This window comes from Clostridium saccharobutylicum DSM 13864, assembly GCF_000473995.1.
GTDB lineage: Bacteria > Bacillota > Clostridia > Clostridiales > Clostridiaceae > Clostridium > Clostridium saccharobutylicum.
This window is the reverse complement of sequence record NC_022571.1, coordinates 799,319-825,708: the sequence shown is the minus strand read 5'-3', so window position 1 is coordinate 825,708 and position 26,390 is coordinate 799,319. Positions and strand designations below refer to the sequence as shown.

At 29.3% G+C, this 26,390-nt stretch carries 17 protein-coding genes; 3 read left to right on the top strand and 14 right to left on the bottom strand.

Annotation, left to right across the window (positions count from 1 at the left end; all coding sequences use genetic code 11):
- Positions 1 to 34 precede the first annotated feature (34 nt).
- From CLSA_RS03715 to CLSA_RS03695, 5 genes are all read right to left on the bottom strand, one after another.
- The gene (locus CLSA_RS03715; protein WP_022744061.1) at positions 35 to 1,639 is read right to left on the bottom strand and encodes a xylulokinase; all 1,605 of its coding nucleotides are present in this window, start codon (positions 1,637 to 1,639) and stop codon (positions 35 to 37) included.
- An 822-nt stretch (positions 1,640 to 2,461) separates the two neighbouring features.
- The gene (gene tkt / locus CLSA_RS03710) at positions 2,462 to 4,465 is read right to left on the bottom strand and encodes a transketolase (protein ID WP_022744060.1); all 2,004 of its coding nucleotides are present in this window, start codon (positions 4,463 to 4,465) and stop codon (positions 2,462 to 2,464) included.
- A gap of 171 nt (positions 4,466 to 4,636) precedes the next feature.
- The gene (gene fsa, locus CLSA_RS03705; RefSeq protein WP_022744059.1) at positions 4,637 to 5,284 is read right to left on the bottom strand and encodes a fructose-6-phosphate aldolase; all 648 of its coding nucleotides are present in this window, start codon (positions 5,282 to 5,284) and stop codon (positions 4,637 to 4,639) included.
- A 159-nt stretch (positions 5,285 to 5,443) separates the two neighbouring features.
- Complete coding sequence (locus CLSA_RS03700) at positions 5,444 to 6,133, bottom strand: L-ribulose-5-phosphate 4-epimerase (protein WP_022744058.1); 690 nt, start codon at positions 6,131 to 6,133, stop codon at positions 5,444 to 5,446.
- 209 nt (positions 6,134 to 6,342) lie between these two features.
- Positions 6,343 to 7,416, bottom strand: coding sequence for a GntR family transcriptional regulator (locus CLSA_RS03695; RefSeq protein ID WP_022744057.1), 1,074 nt, complete (start codon positions 7,414 to 7,416; stop codon positions 6,343 to 6,345).
- A 441-nt stretch (positions 7,417 to 7,857) separates the two neighbouring features.
- On the opposite strand from CLSA_RS03695, the gene araA reads away from it, so the two are divergent.
- Positions 7,858 to 9,324 carry an L-arabinose isomerase gene (araA, locus tag CLSA_RS03690; protein WP_022744056.1) on the top strand — a complete coding sequence of 489 codons (1,467 nt, stop codon included), beginning with the start codon at positions 7,858 to 7,860 and terminating at the stop codon, positions 9,322 to 9,324.
- Positions 9,325 to 10,325: 1,001 nt separating this feature from the next.
- Here the strand turns inward: araA and CLSA_RS03685 are convergent.
- The 9 genes from CLSA_RS03685 to CLSA_RS03645 all read right to left on the bottom strand — a co-directional run bounded on the left by CLSA_RS03685 (position 10,326) and on the right by CLSA_RS03645 (position 23,241).
- Entirely contained in the window at positions 10,326 to 11,192 is an 867-nt protein-coding gene (locus CLSA_RS03685; protein WP_022744055.1) for a Cof-type HAD-IIB family hydrolase, read from the bottom strand.
- A 691-nt stretch (positions 11,193 to 11,883) separates the two neighbouring features.
- Positions 11,884 to 13,275 (bottom strand): glycoside-pentoside-hexuronide (GPH):cation symporter, encoded by a 1,392-nt coding sequence (locus CLSA_RS03680; protein ID WP_022744054.1) that lies wholly within the window; start codon positions 13,273 to 13,275, stop codon positions 11,884 to 11,886.
- A 351-nt stretch (positions 13,276 to 13,626) separates the two neighbouring features.
- Positions 13,627 to 15,390: a cache domain-containing sensor histidine kinase gene (locus tag CLSA_RS03675; protein WP_022744053.1), complete on the bottom strand. Its 1,764-nt coding sequence runs from the start codon at positions 15,388 to 15,390 to the stop codon at positions 13,627 to 13,629.
- A 492-nt stretch (positions 15,391 to 15,882) separates the two neighbouring features.
- Complete coding sequence (yjfF, locus tag CLSA_RS03670) at positions 15,883 to 16,887, bottom strand: galactofuranose ABC transporter, permease protein YjfF (protein WP_022744052.1); 1,005 nt, start codon at positions 16,885 to 16,887, stop codon at positions 15,883 to 15,885.
- Positions 16,884 to 17,924: an ABC transporter permease gene (locus CLSA_RS03665; RefSeq protein ID WP_022744051.1), complete on the bottom strand. Its 1,041-nt coding sequence runs from the start codon at positions 17,922 to 17,924 to the stop codon at positions 16,884 to 16,886. The genes yjfF and CLSA_RS03665 overlap by 4 nt, the downstream gene beginning before the upstream one ends.
- Positions 17,925 to 19,442, bottom strand: coding sequence for a sugar ABC transporter ATP-binding protein (locus tag CLSA_RS03660; protein WP_022744050.1), 1,518 nt, complete (start codon positions 19,440 to 19,442; stop codon positions 17,925 to 17,927).
- A 442-nt stretch (positions 19,443 to 19,884) separates the two neighbouring features.
- Complete coding sequence (locus tag CLSA_RS03655) at positions 19,885 to 20,883, bottom strand: ABC transporter substrate-binding protein (protein WP_022744049.1); 999 nt, start codon at positions 20,881 to 20,883, stop codon at positions 19,885 to 19,887.
- A 208-nt stretch (positions 20,884 to 21,091) separates the two neighbouring features.
- Positions 21,092 to 22,036: a substrate-binding domain-containing protein gene (locus tag CLSA_RS03650; protein WP_022744048.1), complete on the bottom strand. Its 945-nt coding sequence runs from the start codon at positions 22,034 to 22,036 to the stop codon at positions 21,092 to 21,094.
- Positions 22,037 to 22,038: 2 nt separating this feature from the next.
- Positions 22,039 to 23,241 carry a response regulator transcription factor gene (locus tag CLSA_RS03645; RefSeq protein ID WP_022744047.1) on the bottom strand — a complete coding sequence of 401 codons (1,203 nt, stop codon included), beginning with the start codon at positions 23,239 to 23,241 and terminating at the stop codon, positions 22,039 to 22,041.
- A gap of 284 nt (positions 23,242 to 23,525) precedes the next feature.
- On the opposite strand from CLSA_RS03645, the gene CLSA_RS03640 reads away from it, so the two are divergent.
- Both CLSA_RS03640 and CLSA_RS03635 read left to right on the top strand, forming a co-directional pair.
- Positions 23,526 to 24,581 carry an aldose epimerase family protein gene (locus CLSA_RS03640; RefSeq protein ID WP_022744046.1) on the top strand — a complete coding sequence of 352 codons (1,056 nt, stop codon included), beginning with the start codon at positions 23,526 to 23,528 and terminating at the stop codon, positions 24,579 to 24,581.
- Positions 24,582 to 25,291: 710 nt separating this feature from the next.
- Entirely contained in the window at positions 25,292 to 26,065 is a 774-nt protein-coding gene (locus CLSA_RS03635; protein WP_022744045.1) for a transporter substrate-binding domain-containing protein, read from the top strand.
- Positions 26,066 to 26,390: the final 325 nt, after the last annotated feature.

The window sequence follows — 26,390 nt, the reverse complement described above, 5'->3', positions numbered from 1 at the left end:
CCTAATATTCCTTTAATTATCTCTAGTTATATATTTAAATTAAATTATCCACTGCTGCCTGTTCAATAAGAATTCCCTTTTTATAACGATTCATAAATTGCTCAAAGCCATCAACATCTTTTTGCTCAGGCTTTACTTCTTCAGCTACATAACCTGCAAAAACCTTTTTAGATAAAAATTCTGCTAATGTAGAACTAGCTTCTCTATTCTTCAAATAACTAGCTAATAATGCAATTCCCCATGCGCCGCCTTCACCTGCAGTTTTCATAACTGATACTGGTGTATTTACTGCAGCAGCAACTGCTTCTTGTCCAACAATAGGTGTCTTAAACAATCCACCATGGCCAAGTAACTTATCAAGTTTTACGCCTTCATCCTTTAAGAGAATATCCATCCCAATTTTCAATGCACCTAAAGAAGTAAATAGATGTGCTCTCATAAGGTTTGGTAGATTGAAATTACTTTTTGGCTTTCTTACAACTAAAGGCCTACCTTCCGAAACACCAGTGATATTTTCGCCTGCAAAATAGTTATATGCAAGAACTCCTCCACAATCAGGATCACCTAAAAGTGCTTGACTATAAAGCGCCATATAAAGAAGATTTCTTGGAATATTAACATTTATAGCTTCAGTAAATTGCTGAAAGATATTAACCCATGCTTCTACATCAGAATAACCATTATTTGCATGAGCCATCCCTACTAGGTCTCCACAAGGTGTTGTTACCATATCAATCTCTGTGTGAACTTTATTAAGTGGCTTCTCAAGAACTACCATAGCAAAAACTGATGTACCTGCCGAAATATTACCTGTACGTGGTGCAACTGAATTTGTAGCAACCATCCCTGTGCCTGCATCTCCTTCAGGTGGACATAATGGAATCCCACCTTGAAGATTTCCACTCACATCAAGCTTTTTTGCCCCTTCTTCAGTTAAGATACCAGCATTTTCTCCAGCTAGTAAAACCTTTGGTAGAAGCTTGTTTATATTTAATGAATGTTTCTCTACTTCTGGCAAATTATTAAATGCGTCTATCATTTTCACATCATAATTATGCGTTTTCATATCAATTGGAAACATTCCTGATGCATCCCCAATACCTAAAACCTTTTCACCTGTTAATTGCCAATGAATATAACCAGCTAAAGTAGTTATAAAATCAAGTTTTTCAATGTGAGGTTCATCTTTAAGAATAGCCTGATATAGATGAGCAATACTCCATCTCTCAGGAATATTAAATTGAAATAATTCCGTTAACTTTTTCGCTGCTTCTTCTGTCATGGTATTACGCCAAGTTCTGAAAGGAACAAGAAGGTTTCCTTGTTTATCAAATGCCATATATCCATGCATCATTGCTGAAAATCCAATTGAGCCAATCTTTGAAAGTGTTATTCCGTATCGTTCTTTTACATCAGCCAAAAGTTTTTGATAACAGTATTGTAACCCACTCCAAATTTCTTCTAGTGAATAGGTCCAAATCCCATCTTCCAAGCTTGTCTCCCAGTCAAAGCTACCACTAGCCAGCGGTGAAAAATCGTTTCCAACAAGAACAGCTTTAATACGAGTAGAGCCAAACTCTATTCCTAGTGATGTTTCACCATTTTGAATTTCTTCCACTATTTTCTCTTTTATAATCAATAAAAAGACCTCCTCTCAAAATAACCATAAACAATTTACCTTAAATTACAGTAAACAGTTTACTTAAAATCCCAGTAAACGGTTTCCCTAAGACAAATATATCACTTTTGTACGTACATGTCAATAATAAAGTACGTACTTATTTTTCTTAAAATATGTCTTCTACACTAATTTATAGTTAAATCTAATACAATCTGCTTTTATTATTTGCAAAATTCAACTATAGATAAACAACTTTGGATTAGGAGTATGTAATAACAACCCGAAAGAAATAGTACTCTGTTGTTTCGGTTACTAGAAAATCAGAAATGTTTTTGTTTCGTGGGACTGTGAAAATATCGCTAAAGTTTTAAGTCACTTGTCATATCAAGTTTAGCATGCTCCAAATTTAATAATAAAAACTCTAAAAAGTATATTTCTCACAAACACAATATTATTATAAAATTACGATTCTAACATGTAAAACTCCAAACAACTTGTACGTATAACCAAAAAGATATTTCAATAACTATGAAATCATTCAATACTTTTACTTTCATAATTTATATTATTATTTAATAAAAGCAAGTCATGCAAATAAAATTCAACTTATCTATAATAGCCCTCTGTTATATACCTATTTAATTACAATATAGGAATGTTACATTGACTATAAATCAAATAAATGATTTCATTAAATGCAAAACTTGCTTCTATTATTTCACTATTCTATTACTTTTTATTATTTTACATACTCTTTTCTAGTTTTACATATTTATCTTACTTCACACATCTTTATTCATATCTCTTTTTATAGTTTTACTTTTAAAAAATAACCTATTTTTAATTATTAATCTTTATATTAGTTACTACTTTTATTGCTTTTCCAACAACATTTTCTACAGTAAATCCAAATTGCTCAAATAAAATTTCTGCTTTTCCTGATGCGCCAAAAGTATCAATTGATATAATTTCACCATCAAGTCCAACATATTTATGCCATCCAAATGAACTTGCAGCTTCCACTGCAATTCTTGCTCTTACGCATTTTGGCATAACACTTTCTTTATAGCTTTCATCTTGTGCATCAAATAATTCAAAACTTGGAACACTTACAACTCTTGCATCTATTCCTTTATTAGCTAATTCATCTGCAGCCTTATATATTAATTCAACTTCTGAACCTGATGCCATAAGAATTACATCTGGTGTTTCTTTTTTAGAATCTTTAAGAATATATCCACCCTTTAAAGCTTGTTTACCACTCTCATCATATAACGGTAAACTTTGTCTTGTTAATACCAATGAAGTTGGAGAATTTCCATTAGTAAGCGCATAATACCATGCTGCTGCAGTTTCCTTTGAATCCGCTGGTCTAAATACAGTCATATTAGGTAAACTTCTTAATGCTGCTAATTGTTCAATAGGCTGATGAGTTGGTCCATCTTCTCCTACACCTATGCTATCATGAGTTAATACATAAGTTACTGGTAATTTCATTAATGCTGATAATCTCATGGCACCCTTCATATAATCACTGAATACAAAGAATGTTGAGCAATATGGTACAAGTCCACCATGAGCACATATTCCATTTGTTATTGCTGCCATAGCATGTTCTCTAACACCAAAATGAAGATTAGATCCGCTTCTATCTTCTGCTGAAAAATCGCCGCGTGTATTCATATGAGTTTTATTAGAAGGAGCTAAGTCAGCTGATCCCCCTATTAAATTAGGTACTATTTCAGCTAATCTGTTAATTATTTCTCCTGATGACTGTCTTGTAGCCATTGCTTTATCAAACTTCCAGAACTCTTCACTTTCTAGTGCTTCTCTATCTACTTTTCCACTAAACCAATTAGTATATTCTTCTGCTAATTGTGGATAAGACTCTTTATATTCTTTAAATAATTGATTCCATTTTTCTTCTTTGCAAATACCATTTTCAATATATTTATTCATATTACTATAAACTTCAGATGGTACATAGAACGCTGGTTCAGCTTTCCAATTTAAATTTTCCTTCAATTCTTTTACATTTTCAGCTCCTAATGGTTCCCCATGAGCTGATGCTTTTCCTTGCTTAGCTGGACAGCCAAACCCAATTTGATTTTTAACAATTATAATTGATGGTTTTGAAGTTTCCATTTTAGCTGTATCAATAGCATTAGATATTGCATCTATATCATTACCATCTTCTACCTTTAATACTTGCCATCCATAAGCTTCATATCTCTTAGCCACATCTTCTCTAAAAGCTATATCTGTACTTCCTTCAATTGAAATATTATTTGAATCATATAATACAACTAATTTTCCAAGTCCTAAAGTTCCTGCTAATGATGAAGCTTCTCCTGAAATTCCTTCCATAAGACATCCATCACCCACTATAGAATATGTATAGTGATCAACAATCTTATAATTTTCCTTATTAAATTTATTTGCAAGATGAGCTTCCGCTATAGCCATACCTACTGCATTACATATTCCTTGTCCAAGTGGTCCTGTTGTTATTTCAACACCTTCAGTATGTCCATATTCTGGATGACCTGGTGTTAAACTTCCCACTTGTCTAAAATTCTTAATATCATCAACTGTTACTCCATAACCAAATAAATGTAATAACGAATACTCTAACATTGAACCATGTCCAGCTGATAATATAAATTTATCTCTATTGTCCCAATGTGGGTTTCTTCCATTATGATTCATTTTAGTCCATAATGTAAAAGCCATAGTTGCTGCTCCAAGTGGTAATCCTGGATGACCAGACTTTGATTTTTCAATAGCATCTGCTGAAAGCACCCTAATCGCATTAATAGATAATTTATCTAATTCTCTACTCATATCTTTCCTCACTTTACATTAATTATTTTTTTATAATGTATATGTTGCAATAACCAAAATTCAATAAGTTAAATCTTATCGAGATTTGTTGTATATTAAAATTTACAACATATACAATTAGTTACAGTTAGTTAATCTTATTACTAAATATAATTTAAATGTACATTATACTTATTTTCCAAATGCAGCAGCCCAATCAGCTTTAAATTTTTCTAAACCTTGATCAGTCAATGGATGTTTTAGCATTTGCATAACTAAATTATAAGGAACTGTAGCTATATCAGCTCCTGCTTGTGCTGCTTGTATAACATGAATAGGATTTCTTACACTGGCAGCAATAATTTCTGTTTCTATACCATGTACTGCGAATATTTCTGCAATTGTTCTAACTAATTCCATTCCATCCATTGAAATATCATCTATTCTTCCTAAGAATGGACTTACATAAGCGGCTCCTGCATTAGCTGCAAGTAAAGCTTGAGTAGCTGAAAAAATTAAAGTAACATTAGTTTTAATTCCTTCTTTTGACAAAACCTTAACTGCTTTAAGTCCTTCAGCTGTCATTGGAATCTTTACAATCATATTTCTATGAATAGCAGAAATCTCTCTTCCTTCTTTTATCATGCCTGCTGCATCTTCGCTTATGACTTCTCCACTAATTGGCCCATCAACTATTTCAGTTATTTCTTTTATAACTTCATTAAAATCTCTGCCCTCTTTAGCAACTAATGAAGGATTAGTAGTAACACCACATATCACTCCCATTTCATTTGCCTCTCTGATGTATTCAACATTTGCTGTATCTAAGAAAAATTTCATTTCTTTATCTCTCCCATCCCTTTAATTTATTTTTTAATTTTATCTTATTAACATAATCTTATTGAAATTACTATATATAATTTCAATTTGCTGTTTAAGCTCCACATTAGTTATAATTCTATTTAAATACTTATTTCCCTTTTTATTACATATACTTTTTTATTTTTGCCCATAATAAGCATTAGCTCCATGTTTCCTAAGGTAATGCTTGTCTAATAAATATTGTTTAACTGGTTTTACATCTTTGTTTAATGTCATTGTTTTATATGCCATTTCAGCAACTTTATCTAGGACAACTGCGTTGTAAACTGCTGAATTACCATCTTTGCCCCACGCAAATGGGCCATGATTTTTAACAATAATAGCAGGGATTTCTAGTGGATCTTTATCTCCAATAGTCTCAACGATTACATTTCCTGTTTCTTTTTCATATTCTCCACTAATTTCTTCATCTGTTAAATCACGAGTACAAGGAATGTCGCCGTAAAAATAATCTGCATGAGTTGTCCCAAAAGCTGGTATAGACATTCCTCCTTGAGCAAATGTTGTTGCCCACTCTGAATGTGTATGAACAACACCTCCAATATTAAGGTAAGTTTTATACATAACTAAATGAGTTGGAGTATCAGTTGAAGGTTTATACTCTCCTTCTACTATATTTCCTTCTAAATCTACAACTACCATATCTTCTGGTTTCATAGTATCATAATCAACACCACTTGGTTTTATTACTACTAATCCAGTTTCTCTATCAATTTCACTAACATTACCCCAAGTATAAATTACAAGACCCTTTCTTTGAAGTTCCATATTAGCTTCATAAACTTTTTCTTTTAATTTCTCTAACATTTAAACACCCCTACCTCCTTGTTGTATATATGTACGTACAAGTGTACATAAAAAAAATAAAATCTAATGTATATATAATTAAATTCACCTTTACTTCAGGTACATGAAAATAAATAATAAGCCCATTTACCATGGATATTTTAGACTTGTTATTTATTTTTATGTACCTCAGTAGCCTTTAATCAAGTCGTCTAAAGCAAAGATAAAATTTAAACTCTAGAACAAGAATCCCTAACAATAAGTTCAGCATCATATGTATATTGAGGCTTGTCTATTCTTCCCTCAATCATATCTATAATACACTTAGCAGCCCTTATCCCCATGTCCTCTTTTGGATGCTTTATTGTTGTAAGCTTAATATCTGATGAAACCGCTAAACTAGAATCATCAAAACTTACTATTGATAAATCTTTTGGTATTCTTATATTATCTTTTCTACAATTATCTATTACTCTCAAAGCAACCTTATCATTATAACAAACAATTGCAGTTGGTCTTTCTTCGAGATTTAAAATCTTTTTCGTAAACTGATCTATATACATTTCTTCATTATCAGTTATATATTCTCCTACTATATTCTTGTTAAAACTTAAATTATATTCTTTAAGAGACTTTATGTAACCTCTTCTTCTTTTTTCACCTTGTAAATCATCCGCTTTAAATAATGCAGCTATATTTCTATGACCAAGTTCTAACAAATAACTTGTTAATTTATACCCACCTTGTTCATCATCAACTACAATATACGCAGAATTTTCTTCATCACAGTTAGCATTTATTGCAATGTATTTTATATTGTTCTTTTCTAATTTCTTAATACTATCATGATGAAGGTTGTTTATCGTACTTTGCGCAGGTTCAACTATCAGTCCTGCTATATCTTGATTTATAATATCTTCAAAACATTTTCTTTCATTTTGAATGTCATTATTACTATTGAATAGTAATAAGTTATATCCCTTGCGTCTTAGTTCTTCCTCTATACCTGATATAATTTTAGGAAAAATATAATCAGATATATAAGTTGTAAGAACTGCAACATTTTTCTTAGTTTCATTGCTTTTCTTGTTGGAGAAAAAGCTTCCTTTTCCTCTTTCTTTATATATCCAGCCTTCTTGTACCAAATAAGTAAGTGCTTGCCTTACTGTATGTCTACTTACATTAAATAAGTTGGCTATTTCATTTTCAGAAGGTAATTGGTCTCCTGCTGAAACCTTGTTTTCTTCTATTAGGCTGATGTAGTATTTTTCTATAATTTCATGCTTCGTCTCAGCTTCTTTCATTTCTCTCAACTACTTCCATCAAATAACTATGCGATAGATTCTTAGAGCTTTATTAGAAAATTAATTTTTATAATAAAGCTCTAAGCATTTGTACGCACTTGCTGATTTGATTATATATCTATTTTTTTTATATATCAATAGTTTTTTCTCAATTTATTTAGCTATCTACTTTAATATATATAATATATTTTTAAGATCTTTAATCTTCTTATTCAATATAAAGCACATGAAAGAACCTTACAACAAGCTTGCCTTCACATAATTTTAACTAATAATAATCTTTGCTACAAAAAAATATTATTATTATTTTTCATTTTACATCTTGTATGCACAACATTATTATATTATAATAAACTTGTACATACAGCAAAGCTTGTTTGTACTTATGAAAAGGTATACTTAATAAAAATAAATATTTTATATATGTAGGAGGAATGTTAAATGTTAAATGTTAAAAATTACGAATTCTGGTTTGTTACAGGAAGTCAACCTCTATATGGCCCTGAAGTAATAGATCAAGTATCTGATAACACAAAAATAATTGTTGAAGGTTTAAATACTAAAAATCTACCTTATAAAATCGTTTTCAAAACAGTTGCTACTGATTCTTCTTCAATTAGAAAAGTATGTAATGATGCTAATAACGATGAAAACTGTGCTGGAATAATTACTTGGATGCATACTTTCTCACCAGCTAAGATGTGGATTCATGGATTAACTGAACTTAGAAAGCCATTACTTCATCTTCATACTCAATTTAACAAAGAAATTCCTTGGGGTACAATTGATATGGACTTCATGAACTTAAACCAAGCAGCTCACGGAGATAGAGAATTTGGATATATTGGAGCTAGACTTGATATACCTCGTAAAATAGTAGTTGGTCACTGGACAGATGCTTCTGTTGCTGATGATATAGCTAAATGGATGCCATCAGCTGTTGCTGTAACTGAAGGCCGTACAATAAAAGTTGCTCGTTTTGGCGATAATATGAGAGATGTTGCTGTAACTGATGGTGATAGAATTGAAGCTGAAATTAAATTTGGTTGGACTATTGATTATTACGGAGTTGGAGATTTAGTTGAGTCTATAGATAAAGTAACTGAAGATCAAATCAGCAGCCTTATGTCTGTATATTCTGATTTATATGATATAGATCCTAATGCACCTGTTGAATCAATTCGTGAACAAGCTAAAATTGAAATCGGTTTAAAAACTTTCTTAGATAAAGGTGGTTATACTGCTTTCACAACAAACTTCCAAGCATTACATGGAATGAAACAACTTCCTGGCCTTGCAGTTCAACATTTAATGGCTGAAGGATATGGTTTTGGTGCTGAAGGTGATTGGAAAACTGCTGCATTAATTAGAGCTATGAAAATTATGGCAAATGGTAAAGGTACAGGCTTAATGGAAGACTATACTTACAATCTTGATTCTGACAACGGATTGATTCTTGGAGCACATATGCTTGAAGTTTGTCCAACATTAGCTGGAACAAAACCAGTTATTGAAGTTCATCCTTTAGGAATTGGTGACAAAGAAGATCCTGCTCGTTTGGTATTTAAAGGAGCTTCTGGTCCTGCTGTTGCTGCATCATTAATAGATCTTGGTAATAGATTCCGTCTAATTGTTAATAGTGTTGATGCTGTTGAAATGAAAGAGGACATGCCTAATTTACCTGTAGCAAGTGTTCTTTGGAAACCACAACCTTCATTAAAAGAAGGTGCTAAAGCTTGGATTCTTGCTGGCGGTGCTCACCATACAAGTTTCTCATTTGCACTTACAGAAGAACAACTAGTAGACTGGGCTGATATGGTTGGTATTGAATGTGTACTAATAAATAATGATACTAAACTTTCAACTTTCAAGAATGAATTAAAATTTGCTAGTGTTGCTTGGAAATAGATAGCTAAAATTTAAATTTATGTGGTAACTTACCGAAAAAAATGGTGCTCTTTTGTTCCGGTTACTAGAGAAAATAACTGTGGATTTCTAACAGCAGAAAGTTGTATCCATTCTTACATGTTCCTTAAACAAGTTAATGACAAGCAAGAATGGAACAACTTCGGCTGAAGAAATCCTACAATTATTTTCTCCATGTAACCCTCCACAAAAGAGCACCATTTCTTTCTGATATTAAGTACATTTCAAAATAAAAATCCAATAAATAGTAAAAAAATAAATACATATAATTTTATTAATAATCATCAATTTCTAAGCAAGCATTATTACGTTACAATTTTATTAAAAATAAATATTTTACTTAAAATTTTGTACTTGATAGACTCTTATAAATTCATGTTCTTATTAAATAATTATAGTAATAAAATTCACTTTATCACATACTACATCAATAATTTAATATTTCCTTAGATTTTTTAATTTATATATTAAAGTGTTCAAACACATATCTATTTTCATATTTAATATATAGAATTATATTGATCAAAAAAATGCAAATCCTCTTAATGTATCTTTAATTCTTAAATATTTTAAAAGCATTCATATTAAAATCCTTGATACTAACTATACCATGTCTCCCTAAGTACGCTTATTATACCATCTATATTATTTTCTCGTTCTCCATTTTAGAGCAAATGCTACATTGTGCCTCCTAATTATAGATAAACAAACTATAAATTATATTTATCCTTTGTAATGTATCCCAACTAGAAAGAAGCTGTATTCTTTTTCGGAGTGTTGCATTTATAATTCGGCTGTAGGCATTTCTTCAGTAGAAGTTGTTCTATTCCTGCTTGTCATCAACTTGCTTGAGGAGCATGCAGGAATAGAACAACTTCTGCTGTTAGAAATCCACAGCTGAATTATATAGCAACCGAGAAAAAGAATATAGCTTCTTTCGGTTAGTTACACCATAACTCGAAATTTCAAGTTGTTTATCTATGTTAATATTTTCCTTCTAAAACATTATAGATTGCTTTTGCAACACCTAAATTTGTATTAGTATCTGTAATATATTTTGCTACTTCTTTTATTTCTGGTATAGCATTTCCCATTGCAACTGATTCTGTAAATTCTTCAAACATAGAATAATCATTAAAACTATCCCCTATAACCATAACTTCTTCTCTCTTCAAGCCCATCTCTTTTGCTACCTTTGCTAATATAATTCCTTTTTGAGCTGTTATATGAGTTATTTCTATATTGTCTTCAAATGAAGAAGATACTGCAAGTCCCTCGATTTCTCCTATAACTCTTTTCATTTTGTTTATCAACTCTATATCATTGTGAAAAGCTACAAATTTTCTTATTTCTATATCACTATTCATAAATTCATTTAAATCACTTATATACTTAAGTTGCACAAAGTATGGCTGCTCTTTAGCAATTTCAATAGCTTCTTCTAACGTTAATGATGGATTAAATGATTTAGTCCTATAAGTCATTTCTTTCAATGCTTCCTCTTTAGTATCTGTAGTGTATATTCCTCTATTTGTAAATATACGTGCAGATACTTTAGCATCTTGTAATATATTTATAATTTTTGTTGCTACACTTTGTTCTATGTTGATTACTTCTAATATGTTTCCATCTTCATCTCTATATTCTGCACCGTTCATAAGCACACATTGGCATCTTATATCATTTACTTTAAGAAGCGGCTCAACATTGTCATATTCTCTTCCTGTTGAAATAGCAAATATTATTCCAGCCTCTTCTGCCTTATTTATTGCCATTACAGTTTCTTTATCTATCTCATGATTTGAATTTAATAATGTTCCATCCATATCTGATGCTATAAGCTTTATCATTATAAATCATTCCCTTCGTATATCTCTTTAGGTCATATTCAAAAAATAACAATTATATTTGCTTAATTAAAAACATCCACTGCAACTTGGGACTTGTTATTTATTTTCATATGCCTAATCTCATGTTGTACTTATTATCACACGTGTGATTAGCCAATTTTTCACTTTAATTTATTAACTTGTTTTTCAAAAGTAATAGAATGACCTCATTTTATATGTATTATTATTTCCATTTGGGGTGTAATCATCACTTATGCCATTTCATATATATGTCCATTTTATAATTATCATTACATATGTAATTATACTATCTTAAACTAAAGACATCAATTTAAATACAAAATCCTACATTTCTCATCTCATAAACAAAAAACGCATTGATTAAAGACCTATATTCTATCAATCAACACATTAAATATTTTATCATGAAATTCTGTAAGCAAACCTTACTGCTCGAAAATCTTATATTATCGTTCTTAAAAACTATATTCAATAGTACTTAAAAAGTTATATGTTTAAGTAACTTTTGCATAGGGATCATAAAAAAATAACAAGTCCAAAATGTCACGATGAAAAATATACTTGGCATATGGACTTGTTATTTTTTTGAATGTGTCTAAAAAGCATCATAATTTAAATATGGCTGTCCCACTAAAAAATATACTATTTTTAGTGTGGCAGCCACATAATTTTATAATGTTGCTTCTAATTCTTTTACTATTTGAGCATGCTTTTCTTCTGTTAATTTGATTTTAATTAAAAATATAATAGCTGAAATAATCATTAATGCTGCTGGTAAATAAAACGAATACATTTTAAATGTTGTAATACCTTTAGCTGTTATATCACTTGCCTGTGCATTTCCAATCATACCGCAAGTCACTGATATAAAACCTAAGATTCCATTTGATAATGCACCTGCTATTTTATCTAATAGAGGACGAAGTGATAATGTTACTGCTTCATTACGAACTCCATTTTTCCATTGTCCATATTCAACTGCATCACTTAGTGTCATAAGCACTGATAAGAAAATCAATTGGTATGGGAAGTAAAGGAATACCAAACCTATAACAATAAGTGTCATAGAACTTGCTGATGACATAGAAAGAAATACATATCCGATTAACATTGATACTATGCCTAAAACATAAACGTATTTTCTAGAAATAAATTTAGTTATAACTGGGAATATAGGAACTGCTATAATACCGCAAACTGCAGATACAATACCTACAACTGAGAATGCTGCAATGTTGCCGATTACATATTGGAAATAAAGCATCAATACTGCTGTCGTAGCTACATATGCAACAGCAAATAACATATATGCTAATGCTAACCACATTAATTGATCATTTTTAACAAGCGCACTGAATATATCTTTAATTGATGTCTTTTCACTTTGTTTACGCAAGACACTATCCTTCTCTTTTGTTCCAAATGCTGCTATCCAACTTGTAACACCATAAATTACTGCTGCTATAAGACCAAAGGCAAACCATCCACTAGCTTCCTGACCAGGGTGTCCACTAATAAATAATGTAAAAAATGAAACTATAGGCACTACTGCAAGCGTTGTTCCATTTGCTCCTAATGATGAAGCGAAACGAGCAAATGTTGCTAATTTTCCACGTTCACTTGAGTTCTCGCTAAGTGCAGGTATCATTGACCAAAATGCGATATCTTTAAATGAATATGTGCAATCTAAAATAACGAAAACAATTACAAAAAGAATTGTAAATAAAGTTTGATTACTTGTAGCTAAACCAAAGAAATTAGTAAATAACATTGCCAAGCAGACTGCACTGACTGTTCCACCAATGCAAAGCCATGGACGGAATTTACCCCATCTCGATTTAGTATTGTCTATAACTCCTCCAATAATTGGATCGAATACAATTTCAATTAACCTTATTGCTACAACTAATGTAGTAACTAATGCTATCATTTTTCCTTGAACATCCTTTGGTGCTCCAGTAAACATAGATTTCGTAACAAAAATCATGAAATATGTTGATAATGTTGCGTAATAAATGTCATGGCCAAATGCACCTAATGCATATGAAATTCTTTGTTTCATTTTTATTTCCTCCCCCATATACTTTCTTTTCGGTAGAAAACATTTACGCTTAAATAGAAAACGTTTCCTATCAATAAATTAATTCTATCAAATATTTTTTTATAATGCAATACCTTTTTTTAACGTTTTCAATTGATTTTTATTAGTATTTTCATCAATATGCTAAAAATCAGAAACCGTTTGATTTCATTATTGCATATACACTTCTTAATTGAATAACATTAAAATATAGAAAATGTTTTCTAAATTAATATCTATAATTTTTAAATGTATATTTTATGGAGATGGTAGCTCATTCACGTTCTATTTTCACCACGCACTCAATATGCAGCGTGTTAGATTATATATTTCTTATTGTATTATAGGATGTCTCACCTCTACAATCGTACCTTCTCCATAAATACTTTTATAAGTTAAACCATATTTCTTTCCATACATGATTTGTATTCTTTCATTTACATTAAAAATCCCGTATCCTATTTTATTATCATTAATTTTACGATTTAATAAATCATTATTAATCTTATTTAATAGCTGTTTATCAATTCCTTTCCCGTTATCAGATACAGAAAAATAAAGCATTTCATCTTTAACTTTACCAATTATAATTATATTTCCAACACCTCTTTTTTCTTTAATCCCATGATAAATTGAATTCTCTATTAAAGGCTGCAATATCAATTTTGTTAACTTATAGTCTAATATATTTTCATCAAATTCAATTTTATAGTTAAGTTTGTCTTCATATCTTATTTTTTGTATTGTCAAATAACCTTCTATATGCTTTAATTCTTCTTTAACAGTTATTATTTCCTTACCTTTACTCAAACTTATTCTTAACAAATTAGTAAATGCTTCTATTATTTCTACTATGTCATCTTCATTATGTTCTTCTGCCATCCAACGTATTGTGTCCAATGTATTATACATAAAATGTGGTTTTATTTGAGCCTGTAAAACGTTCATTTCAGCTATTCTCTTCTTTTTCTCTTCTATATGAACTAAATTAATAAGATTATTTATTTCTTTAACCATATTATTAAATGAACCGCCAAGTTCTCCTATTTCATCATTATATTTCGAATTAAATGATACTGTTAAATCTCCTTCTTGTGCTTTTTTCATAAGCTTCTTTAGTTTTAGAATTGGATTAACTATAGATTTTGTGAAAATTATAACTAATATTTCAGCAATAATTAATGCTATTATACCTATTATTATAGAATAATATCTTATATATTTTATAACTCTTAAACCTTCGCTTTCAGGAAATACGCCTATAGTCTGCCAGCCTGTATAATCAGAAACACTCTTTGTTAGTTGATAATTGTCCCCATCAATATTTTTTATTGCTACTTTATTATCTATACCATCTATCCACTCATCTTTAATTCTATATACAATTTTGTTTATGGGAGTATATACTATATCGTTCTTATCATCCAAAATATATATAAAGCCTGCTGTTCCTGGTTTTGCATTCTCAATAACTTCCTTAATAATATCTAATTTTATATCAATAAGAATTACTCCTTTAATATCCTTACTTATAGGATCTATAACAGCCTTAGAAACAGAAAAAACTTCATCTGCAGAATATTGAAATATATTATTTATGTTCCTTCCTATGGGTTTGGTGAATAAATGTATTGTTTTAGGTTCGTTATATGCTTTTAAATACCATTGTTCATTAGTTAACGAATCTTTTGAAACCTTATTCATAACATCACTAACATATCCACCTTTAACATTTACAATCATTATTCCAGCAATTTCAGGGTTAAACTTTGTAAATCTATATATTGACTTGTATGCTTCATCATCTATTGAAACTTCCTCATCTTTATTCTCTTGAAAAAAATTTAATATTCTAGGATCTGTCGACATATAATTAATAATATTTTCTGTATTTTTAATATAAACATCAATACCATTATTAATTTGTTTTATTATTTGATTGGTATTTTCATTTTGAGAATGGTTTATAGATTCTTTATATAATAAATTTCCTAAAGTAGTTATTGTTATTATTAATCCTAAAATTACTATAAAAAAATAAAATATAAGTTTATACCCTATGCTTTTATTCATTAAGTAAGTTTTTATTCTTTTCAATTTGTCCCCCTCAATGATAATGTTAAACATTATACACAACTCAATATTGAAATATATCTTTATTTATATTTTTCCACGGTTTTGATATAAATTCAACTTTTTCCATTATTATGCTATAAAAAAAGTGTAGGATCTCATTTTAAATCCATACACTCTTTTACGCACATGAAAGAAAATAACAAGTCCAAAATGCCATGATTATTTTGCATCAGGCAAGGAAGTGGATTTGTCTCATAGCTGGCTATTAGAGGAATCCGCTGATGAGCAGATAAGCGAAAGTCCAAATCTATGATTTGGTTTCTTGAACTTAGTTAACTCATTTGTGAGTTAACCTCATAAAAAATTGATTTGGTGTGAATCGCTTACTCAGTGAGCGTATGCGAGTCGAGCTTCCTCTGATGAAAAATAGGCTTGACAGATGGACTTGTTATTTTTTGAATGTGCCTTAAGGCATAAAAAATATACTCTTTATCTTAATTCATATATTCATTATTAACTTGATGTTACTTTTCTCTTTTCATCTCTAATAACAATAATTCTTTGCAATGCTATAAATATAAACAATAACATACCAACCGCTATTTTAGTCCACCATGAATTCAAAGTTCCATCAAACATTATAAGGCTTTGAATAATCCCTGTTGTGAGTACTCCAAATAATGGTCCTATAATATTTCCGCTTCCTCCTGTTAGCAATATACCACCTATTACACACGCTGCGATTGCATCCATCTCCATACCATTACAATGCAATCCATATCCTGAAAGTGTATATATTGTAAATAGCAATCCACCTAATGATGAACAAAAACCTGAGAATGTATACACAAGTATTTTTGTCTTTTCAACTGGCAATCCCATTAATTTTGCTGAATTTTCATTTCCACCAATTGCATATACTGTCCTTCCAAACTTAGTGAACTTTAACATATAAACAGCTGCTGCTAATACTATTAAACTCACAACCACATTAATTGATATAAATGCACCAGGAAATATCGATATTCTATATGATGATATTTTACTAAATACAGGATTATCAATTATGATTGTATCTATACTTATAATATAACTGGAACCTCTTGCAAAGAACATACCTGCTAAAGTTACTATCCATGGATGTAAATTGAATTTTTGAATCAATATACCTTGAACTGTTCCGAATACTATTCCAACTAAAAGAACTATTATCATTACTAGAAAAGGATTTACTCCCTTTTGAAGTAAACTTGCAGTAATCATACTCACAAATGCTATCATAGCTCCAACTGAAAGATCTATTCCTCCAGTTAATATTGCTACTGCTTCACCAATCGCTACAACTATAAGATAAGCATTATCTATAAATAGATTAGAAAATACTTGTATTGATAAAAAACCATCATATAAAACTGAACCAATTAAAAATAATAATATAAATAAAGCTATTGTTGCATAAATTGAAATGTAATCTTTATTTATCCTAAACTTTGACTTTTTTTCTATTGATTTATTCATGCTCCAATCACCTCTTTTTCTTTTACATTCACCTTATTGTTTTTCTTTACATTAATCATTTTTCTAAATTCAGGAGATTGAATTATACAAACAACTATAACAACTATAGCTTTAACCACTTGTGTGATTTCTGGTGGTACTCCTAAACTATAAATTGTAGTTGTTAAAGTTTGAATAAATAATGCACCAACTACAGTCCCTCCAAGATAAAATCTACCTCCAGCCATAGAAGTTCCCCCTATAACTGTTGCTAATATTGCATCAAGTTCTAGCCATAAGCCAACATTATTAGCATCTGCACTTTTTATATTTGAACATAAAATTATACCAGCTATTCCAGCAAGTATCCCACATATTACATAAAGTGAAAATACAACTCTCTTAGATTGAATTCCAGCAAACTTACAAGAATTACCATTAACACCTATAGATTCAATAAATAATCCTAATGCAGTTCTTCTAATTAAAAAATACATGATTAATGCTACTATGAGTGCAATAAAGATAGCTACTGGCAGCAATACATACCCAGTTCCTATAAATATAAAATCTTTATTTGTGAAAGTTAATATTTGACCACCTGTGATCAATTGTGCAATTCCTCTTCCAACAATATAAAGAATCAATGTTCCTACCATTGGTTGAACACCAATATACGAAACTAAAAATCCATTCCATATTCCACATAGCAAGCCTGCAGCTATGCCTATAAGTACAGCTGAAAAAACAGATCCACCATCAACTATAACTGTTGCTGAAAGTGCCGCACTTATAGCTATTATTGATCCTACTGAAATATCAATTCCCTGAGTCGCAATTACAAGAGTCATCCCTATAGATATAAGAATAAGCGGCGCTGAACGATTTAATATATCTATTGTATTTCCAAACAAATGACCATCTTTCATTGTTATGCTTAAAAAACCTGGTGTCATAATGAAATTGAATAAAAGAAGTACTATCAAACTTATTACTGGCCAAAATATTTTTGAACTATAAAATTTAAGAAAAATACCATTTTCCTTTTTAGATTCCATCTAAATTGCCTCCCCTGCTATAGTTTTCATAATATTTGCTTCTTCTATTTCATCTCCAACTAATTCACCTATAACATTTCTATCTCTTAATACTATTACTCTATCACAACACTTAACCACTTCTGGTAATTCTGAAGAAATAAACAATATAGTCATACCTTGTTTAGCCAATTTTAATATAAGTTCAGTTATTTCACCTTTTGCTCCAATATCTATTCCTCTAGTTGGCTCATCTAAAATTAAAAAATCCGGTTCTGTTGCCAGCCATCTAGCCAAAATCACTTTTTGTTGATTACCACCACTTAAATTGCTAATTTTTTGTTCCATACTTGGAGTTTTTATTTTAAGCAAATCTATATATTTTTTAGCAATTTCCTGTTGTTTCTTCATTGGTATATATTTGAATATGCCTTTATTACCTTGTAATGCTAAAATTATATTTTCCCTTATTGTTAAATCTCCAACTATACCTTCTGCTTTTCTATCCTCTGGGCAAAATCCCATGCCTTCTTCTATTGCTTTTTTAGGATAAATATATGAATAAGTTTTTCCACCAATGGTTATATTACCAGTCGTAGATTTATCTATACCAAAAATTGCTCTTGCACATTCGCTTCTGCCTGATCCCAAAAGTCCTGCAAAACCAAGTATTTCCCCTTTTTTAATTTCTATATTAAATGGATTTATTGTCCCAGCCCTTCCAAAGCTTTTTGTTACAATTAAATTTTCTCTTTTTGCATTACTAGTTTCTTTTTTAGTTCGTGTGCTCTTTTCAATTTCACCATAATCCTTACCTATCATTTTAGAAACTAAATCTATTCTAGAAAGTTTATCTGCATCATAAGTACCAACTAATTCACCATTTCTAAGTACTGTAAGCTTATCTGAAACTTCATATACTTGATCTAAGAAGTGAGTAACGAATATTATTGACATTCCTTCTTCTCTAAATTTTTTCATAATTTTGAACAATTGTTTTACTTCATTATCATCTAAACTTGATGTTGGTTCATCAAGAATTAATATTCCTTTAGAAATGTCTACTGCTCTTGCAATTGCTACCATCTGTTGTACTGCAACAGAATAATTATTTAATGCTTTTTTTACATCTATGTTTAAATTAAGTCTTTCCTTAAGCAATTTTTCTGCATCTACATTTATTTTCTTCCAATTTATTAATCCAGATTTCATTGGCTGACGACCAATATATATATTTTCAGCAACTGTTAAATTGGGACACAGATTAACTTCTTGATAAACAGTACTTATTCCATAACCTTGTGCCTCTTGTGTAGATGAAATTTTTATATTTTTTCCTCTTAGTATAATTTCACCTTCATCTATTTCATAAACTCCAGTTAATACTTTTATTAAAGTTGATTTACCAGCTCCATTTTCACCCATAAGTGTATGAATTTCGCCTTTTCTAAGAGTAAAATCAACATTTGAAAGTGCTCTAACCCCTGGAAAAACCTTACTTATGCCTTTCATTTCTAGAATTATATCCGAATCATTCATTTATACCCCTCCCTTTACTTTAATGAATATGTATTAACATGTACGTACTTTTAAACTTTAAATATAAGAGCTTGAACTTAATGTCCAGCTCTTATATTGCTTAATGTTATAGATATCCAATCTAAGATTAGACTTATAATTAGAATGTGTTTCCATACTAGAAATTACATACATTTTTGTGAAACAGGCATTGAAATTGAACTGTGAAGGTTCTTAGTACAAGGTTGTACCATTTTCTTGCTTGTCCTAAAAGTGAGAATCGAAATTTTACATTTCGTTATTCGAACTTTCTCTTTGAGCTTTTATATTAGGAGCATGCAAAAATGGGCACAACCTTGTATTTAGAACATTTCAGTGAAAATTTCATGGCTCTGTGGAACAAAAATGTATGGAATTTCGGTTAACTATCGCATAAATATGATTTATATTTTGGATATCTATATTAATATTGTCTATTAGGTAATTCAGTTGCTGCATCCTTTTGTAAGAATTGGCTTTCTTTAGACTTTATAGATCTTTCAACATCTTTACCATCTAGTATATCTTTAGACACTTCTAATAATTGAGGTCCAAGCAATGGGTTACATTCAACAATTGCATTTGATTTACCATCAGCCATTAATTGGAACATATCTTTAATACCATCACATGAAACTATAAATATATCTTTACCTGGTTGTTTTCCATATTCCTCTATAGCTTGAATAGCACCAACAGCCATATCATCATTATGAGACCATAATACATTTATATTATCTCCATCTGATTTTAAGAAAGCTTCCATTACTTCTTTACCTTTTGCACGAGTAAAGTCACCTGTTTGTGATTTTACTATCTTATAATTTGGACAATCTTTTATAGTTTCATTAAATCCTTTTTGTCTTCCAACCATTGCAGTTGATCCAACAGTTCCTTGAAGTTCAGCTATATTAAGTTTTGCATCCTTACCAAATTGATCAATTACAATCTGAGCTGCCTTTTTCCCTTCCTCTTCCATATCTGAACCTAAAAAGCATTTATAAAGTGAATCATCAGAAACTGTTACATTTCTATCAACAATTACTACTGGAATTTTAGCATCTTTAGCTTCTTGCAATACAGTATCCCATCCTGTCTCAACAACTGGATCTAAGGCAATTAAGTCTACCTTTTGTGCAATAAATGATCTTATTGCTTTAATTTGATTTTCTTGTTTTTGTTGACCATCAGAGAATTTTAAATCGAAATTTGAATCTAAAGTTGGGATTGATTTAATTGAATCAGTTTCTGCTGTTCTCCAACCGCTTTCTGCACCAACTTGTGCAAAACCAATTACCTTTTTATCTGATTTACTACTTGTTGATTGAGATCCTGTACTAGAGCTTGTACTTCCACATCCTGCAAGCATTCCTACACATAAAACTGTGCTAGCTACCAATGCCATCATCTTTTTAAATTTCATTACTAATCCCCCCATACTATGTTTTCGTTTTCATAAATCTATTATATATTTATAACTCCAAATTGTATTTGCACAATTTAGAACTTTTGTATACTTTTTAGCTCTTAATCTTAGATTCATAAAATAAAATAACAAGTTCAAAATTTCATCAAAATCAACTTGTTATTTTTTAAATGTGGCTTAAATTATTTATGCAAAGTATATGTTATTAATTTAAAGTTTTCTTAGTAATTTTATTACATTCTAATAAAATTTTTTTAGGAATTTCCTCTTTCTTTTTTAATATTTTTACTGCATATTGTACTGCTTCTTTCCCTCCAGTCTTACAAGTAAATGTTCCTTCGAGCTGTCCATTTTTAACCAGATGTATTCCATTTTCATGTCCTTCCAGCCCATCCACACCTATTATCTTTATATTTTTATCTCCTACGTTTTGAGCTGCATAATATGCACCTAATGCCATATAGTCACTATGTGCAAAAATTAAATTTATATTTGTATCATCCTTCAGAATATTTTCAATTTTATCTTGAGTTTCACTCTTTTGCCAATCTCCAACAATAGTTCTATCTATAGTTATATTTCTATTTTTTCCAATTGAATCTTTAAATCCATTGGTTATTTCTTCATCTGTAATAGAATTAAGCATACCTTGTACCTCTATAATCTTCATATTACTTGTACCTGTCAATTGATTTACTAACTCGCCTGCTTGTACTCCTATTGATTTTGCATCTGAACCTATATAAAGCGTATAATCATAACCTTCAACAGCTCTATCTAATACTATTACTGGTATTGATTCATACGCTTTCTTAACAGCTGGAGTTAATTCTTTAGAGTCATTTATTGATACTATTAATAAATTTGCTCCAAAATTAATTAAATCCTGTATATCTTTTTTTTGCTTTTCAGAATCTCCTCCAGCATCCTTATAAATTATTTTTACATTATTATGTTTTTTAGCTTCCTCTGAAATTTCCTTATTCATAGCTATTCTCCATGGTTCATATAAGTTTGCTTGAGACATTCCAATAACAAATGTATCTTTTTCTTTCATTTTTGATTCATATAGCTTTATTATAAGAAAAGTAATCATACATAAAAAAATTGTAACTATTATCATAAATATTATAATTCTTTTCTTCTTCATTATTATCGCCCTCTCTTATATTCTGTGGGAGAAACTCCAACAATTTTTTTAAAAGCTCTACAAAAATAATGCTGATTGCTATATCCAACTAATTCAGCAACATCATAAATCTTAACTATAGGATCTCTCATAATGCACATAGCTTGTTTTATTCTCACATTAGTTAAGTAATCTATAAACGATAATCCTGTTTCCTTTTTTATTAGTTTGCTTAAATATGAGGATGTTACTTCTAATTTATTTGAAATTTCATTTACACTTAAATTATTTAAATAATAATTTTCTTCTATATATTTAATGGCAAACAATACAATAGGATTATATTTCTTTTCGTCATTTATGGTATTTATAAGATCAGTATAAGCATTTTTTACTTTTAAAATGCCACCATATATTTCTTTTTGCTTAACTATTGCACTACATTTTAAATATTTTGATATATCTACTTGTATCCTTTTCTCAGTGTTAATCCAATTTACTGTTTCATTTATATTAGCAACTAATATAATATTTTTTTTATCATCTGTAAAAATAAGTTTATTTTTAAAATCTTTGAATTCTTCATTTAATAAGTTTGAAATCGCAAATTCTAATAAATCTTCATTCCAATCTTTGTTTACTATTTCAAAATTCATTTTATCAATAAGTTTTATAATTATAATTCCTATATTATCTTCAAATTTAATATTAAAAAAATTCATTTCAGCTAACGCTTCATCATCAGTTAATTTATTATCCAGCCATTCACTAAAAAATGTCTTTCTTAGTTTGTCTATGTTGTTAGTTAACTGTTTTTTCACCCATGTTTTATAATTTTCTTCCCTTTTAATTTCTTCAAGCCTACAAATTGCTTTTAATATTATTTCAGACATATTCTTCTTATTTACAGGTTTCAAAATATAATCAAATACTTTAAACTGTAATGCTCTTTGCACATATGAAAAATCATCATATCCACTTATTATTATCACAAGACTTTTAATATTTAAATTATTTAACTTTTTCAAAAGATTTAATCCATTTATAAATGGCATATTAATATCTAATAGAACAATATCAGGCTTTTTCTCACTAATTACCTCTAAAGCAATTTCCCCATCTTCTGCTTCACCAATTATCTCTATATCATAACTTTCCCAATTCATCATATTCCTAATGCCTCTTCTAATTTTAGGCTCATCATCTGCAATAATTAATTTCCACATAACTACCTCCTTTCTTGTCTCATAGATGCATATAATCACAATTATTTTTCCATTATTTGTAATATAATTTTAACATAATAATTCTTAAATATAATAATTATTAAATATATTCTTCTCGTTATTTTCTTTCATCTGCTCTAGCAGAATTTTTCAATTAATTTGCTGTAAGTAATTGTATGTACAGACCTATTGTATTATAATATACTTGTACATACATCTTTTGATGTACATGTTATGCAATCGTATACTATTAGTCAATATATATTAATTGTGAGGTGTTTATTATGTCTATAGAAAAAAATTTATTCGGTTTATTACCTAACGGAAAAGAGGTTTATATTTATACATTAAAAAATAATAATGGAATGGAAGTTAAAGTTTCCACTTATGGTGGTACAATTGTTTCATTATTAACTTCTGATAAAAATGGTGAATTTCATGATGTAGTTTTAGGTTATGATTCTTTAGAAGGCTATTTAAAAGGTGATAAATATTTTGGTGCCTTAGTAGGACGTTTTGCTAATAGAATCCAATATGGTACTTTTAAACTTAATGATAAGGAATATAAATTAGCTACAAATAATGGACCAAATCACCTTCATGGTGGAATAAAAGGCTTTGATAAAGTACTTTGGAATGCAACGTTAATTGAAGATAAAAATAATATATTACAACTTTCTTATTTAAGTGTTGATGGTGAAGAAGGTTATCCTGGAAATCTTAATGTTAATGTGAAATATATTTTAACTGAAGATAACTCATTAGAATTACACTATGAAGCAACAAGTGATAAAGATACTATTATTAATCTTACAAATCATTCTTATTTTAATTTATGTGGTCATTCATCTGGTGATGTTCTTAATCATAAGATAATGATTAATGCTGATAAGTTTACTGTAAACGATAAATATTCTATACCTACTGGAGAAATAAGAAATGTAGATGGAACTCCTATGGATTTTAGGACTTTAACTCCTATTGGTGCAAATATTAATAGTGACTATGAGCAAATTACTTTCGGAAATGGCTATGACCATAATTGGGTGTTAAACACTACAGATTCACCATTAACTAAAGTTGCTAAGGCAATATGCGAACATACTGGTATCTCTCTAGATGTATATACAACACAACCTGGAGTTCAATTTTATACTGCAAACTTTCTTGATGGCTCTGATATTGGAAAAGATAATGCTATTTATAATATGCGAAATGCATTTTGTCTTGAAACACAATACTTCCCTAATTCAATAAACTGTAGTAATTTTAAATCTCCAATACTTAAAGCTGGAGAAAAATATGACCATAAAACAATATATAAATTCTCAACAATTTAGACTTATGTTATAGCTAACCGAAATCAAATACATTTTTGTTCCACAGGACTATGAAAATTAGTTGGAAGTTTCTAAATAAGATATTGCCCTATTCCTGCATGCTCCTTAAGCAAGTTAAGGACAAGCAATAATAGAACAACCTCTTATTAACAAACTTCACAACTCATTTTCAAATGTCTGTTTCACAAAAATGTATTTGATTTCTAGTATAGAGACTACATTTGGTTTGGTAAATATATATTTATAATTACAAATCCACTTTTTAATTTGTATCCCTATGTATAAAGCCCATAATTTTATTTATATAATGTGGTGAGTAGTAAATTCAACATTCACATAATCATTTATGATTTCTATTGTTAAATAATTGTGTGATTTTTTACTATTCACCATAATTTTATGCAATTAATCAACAATATATTTCATAAAAATGAATTATTTTTTTCAAAAAATATCATTTTAAAAGGTCTAATCTTTTTTTATTATGTAAATTTAACATCTTTCTTGACTTTTAATTATTATTTATGTATTATTAAATCAAGGATTTGAACAATGGAGTTCGCAAATCAGCTAGGTTTGTGGACTCTTTTTTATTTTTTAAACATAAAACTCAAATTTTTCATAATTAATATATCTATTTTAGAAATTATGAAAAATGAAATTCTTATTTCATCTTCTATCATATTCTTATTTAAGGGGGATTTAAAAAAATGAAGAAAAAATCAATAATTTCAGTTTTACTAACAGGTGTATTAGCATTTAGTCTTGTCGGATGCGGTAATTCAAGCTCAAACACAAATGATGGGAACAAAAAGTATGTAATTGCATGTGATGCAAAATATGCACCATTTTCATTTGAAGAAAACGGAACTTATAAAGGTATTGACGTAGAGGTACTTGATGCTGTTGCCAAAGAAGAAGGATTTGAATACGAATTAAAACCAATGGATTTCAATGGAATTATTCCTGGACTTACAGCAAATCAATTAGATGGAGCAATAGCTGGTATGAGTATAACAGATGAGAGAAAACAATCTCTAGATTTCTCCGATGGATATTTTGTGTCTGGTTTATCACTAGTTGTTAATAAAAATAATACTACTATTAATGGAGAAAGTGATTTAACTAATAAATCTGCTTCTCTAAAAAAAGGAACTGCTGGAGCTAAATTTGCTGAAGATAATCAATCGAAATATAGTTTAAATTTAAACTACTTTGATGATTCTCCATCAATGTTCCAAGCTGTTGAAAATGGAAACTGTGATTTCTTATTAGAAGATTATCCTGTTATCGCATATAAACTTAAAGTTGACCCTAATTCAAAATTAAAAATCGCTGGAGATAAATTAACAAATGTTGATTATGGTTTTGCTGTTAAAAAAGGATCTAACAAGGAATTATTAGATAAATTCAATGATGGACTTAAGAAAATAAAAGAAAATGGTCAATACGATAAGATTGTTGATCAATACATCGCTAAATAAAACTCTCCTCTAAATAGACTATGTAATATTAATTTTATAGTTATATAAAATCATATTACATAGTTTATTTTGTTAATAAAACACACATAATAATATAAAATATAACTATTGAAAATATATAAATTAATTTTAAATTTATATATATTTATTTTCACCACACGTTGTTGCATATTTATGCATTGTTTTTTTCTATAATATTAATATAAATAAATAATGAAGGAAGTAATGCATTTCAATTCATATTTCATATTATATAAAAAATAATTTTTAAAAACTAAAATGTAGCATAATATATTATTATTATTGATACCATCTATAAAAATTA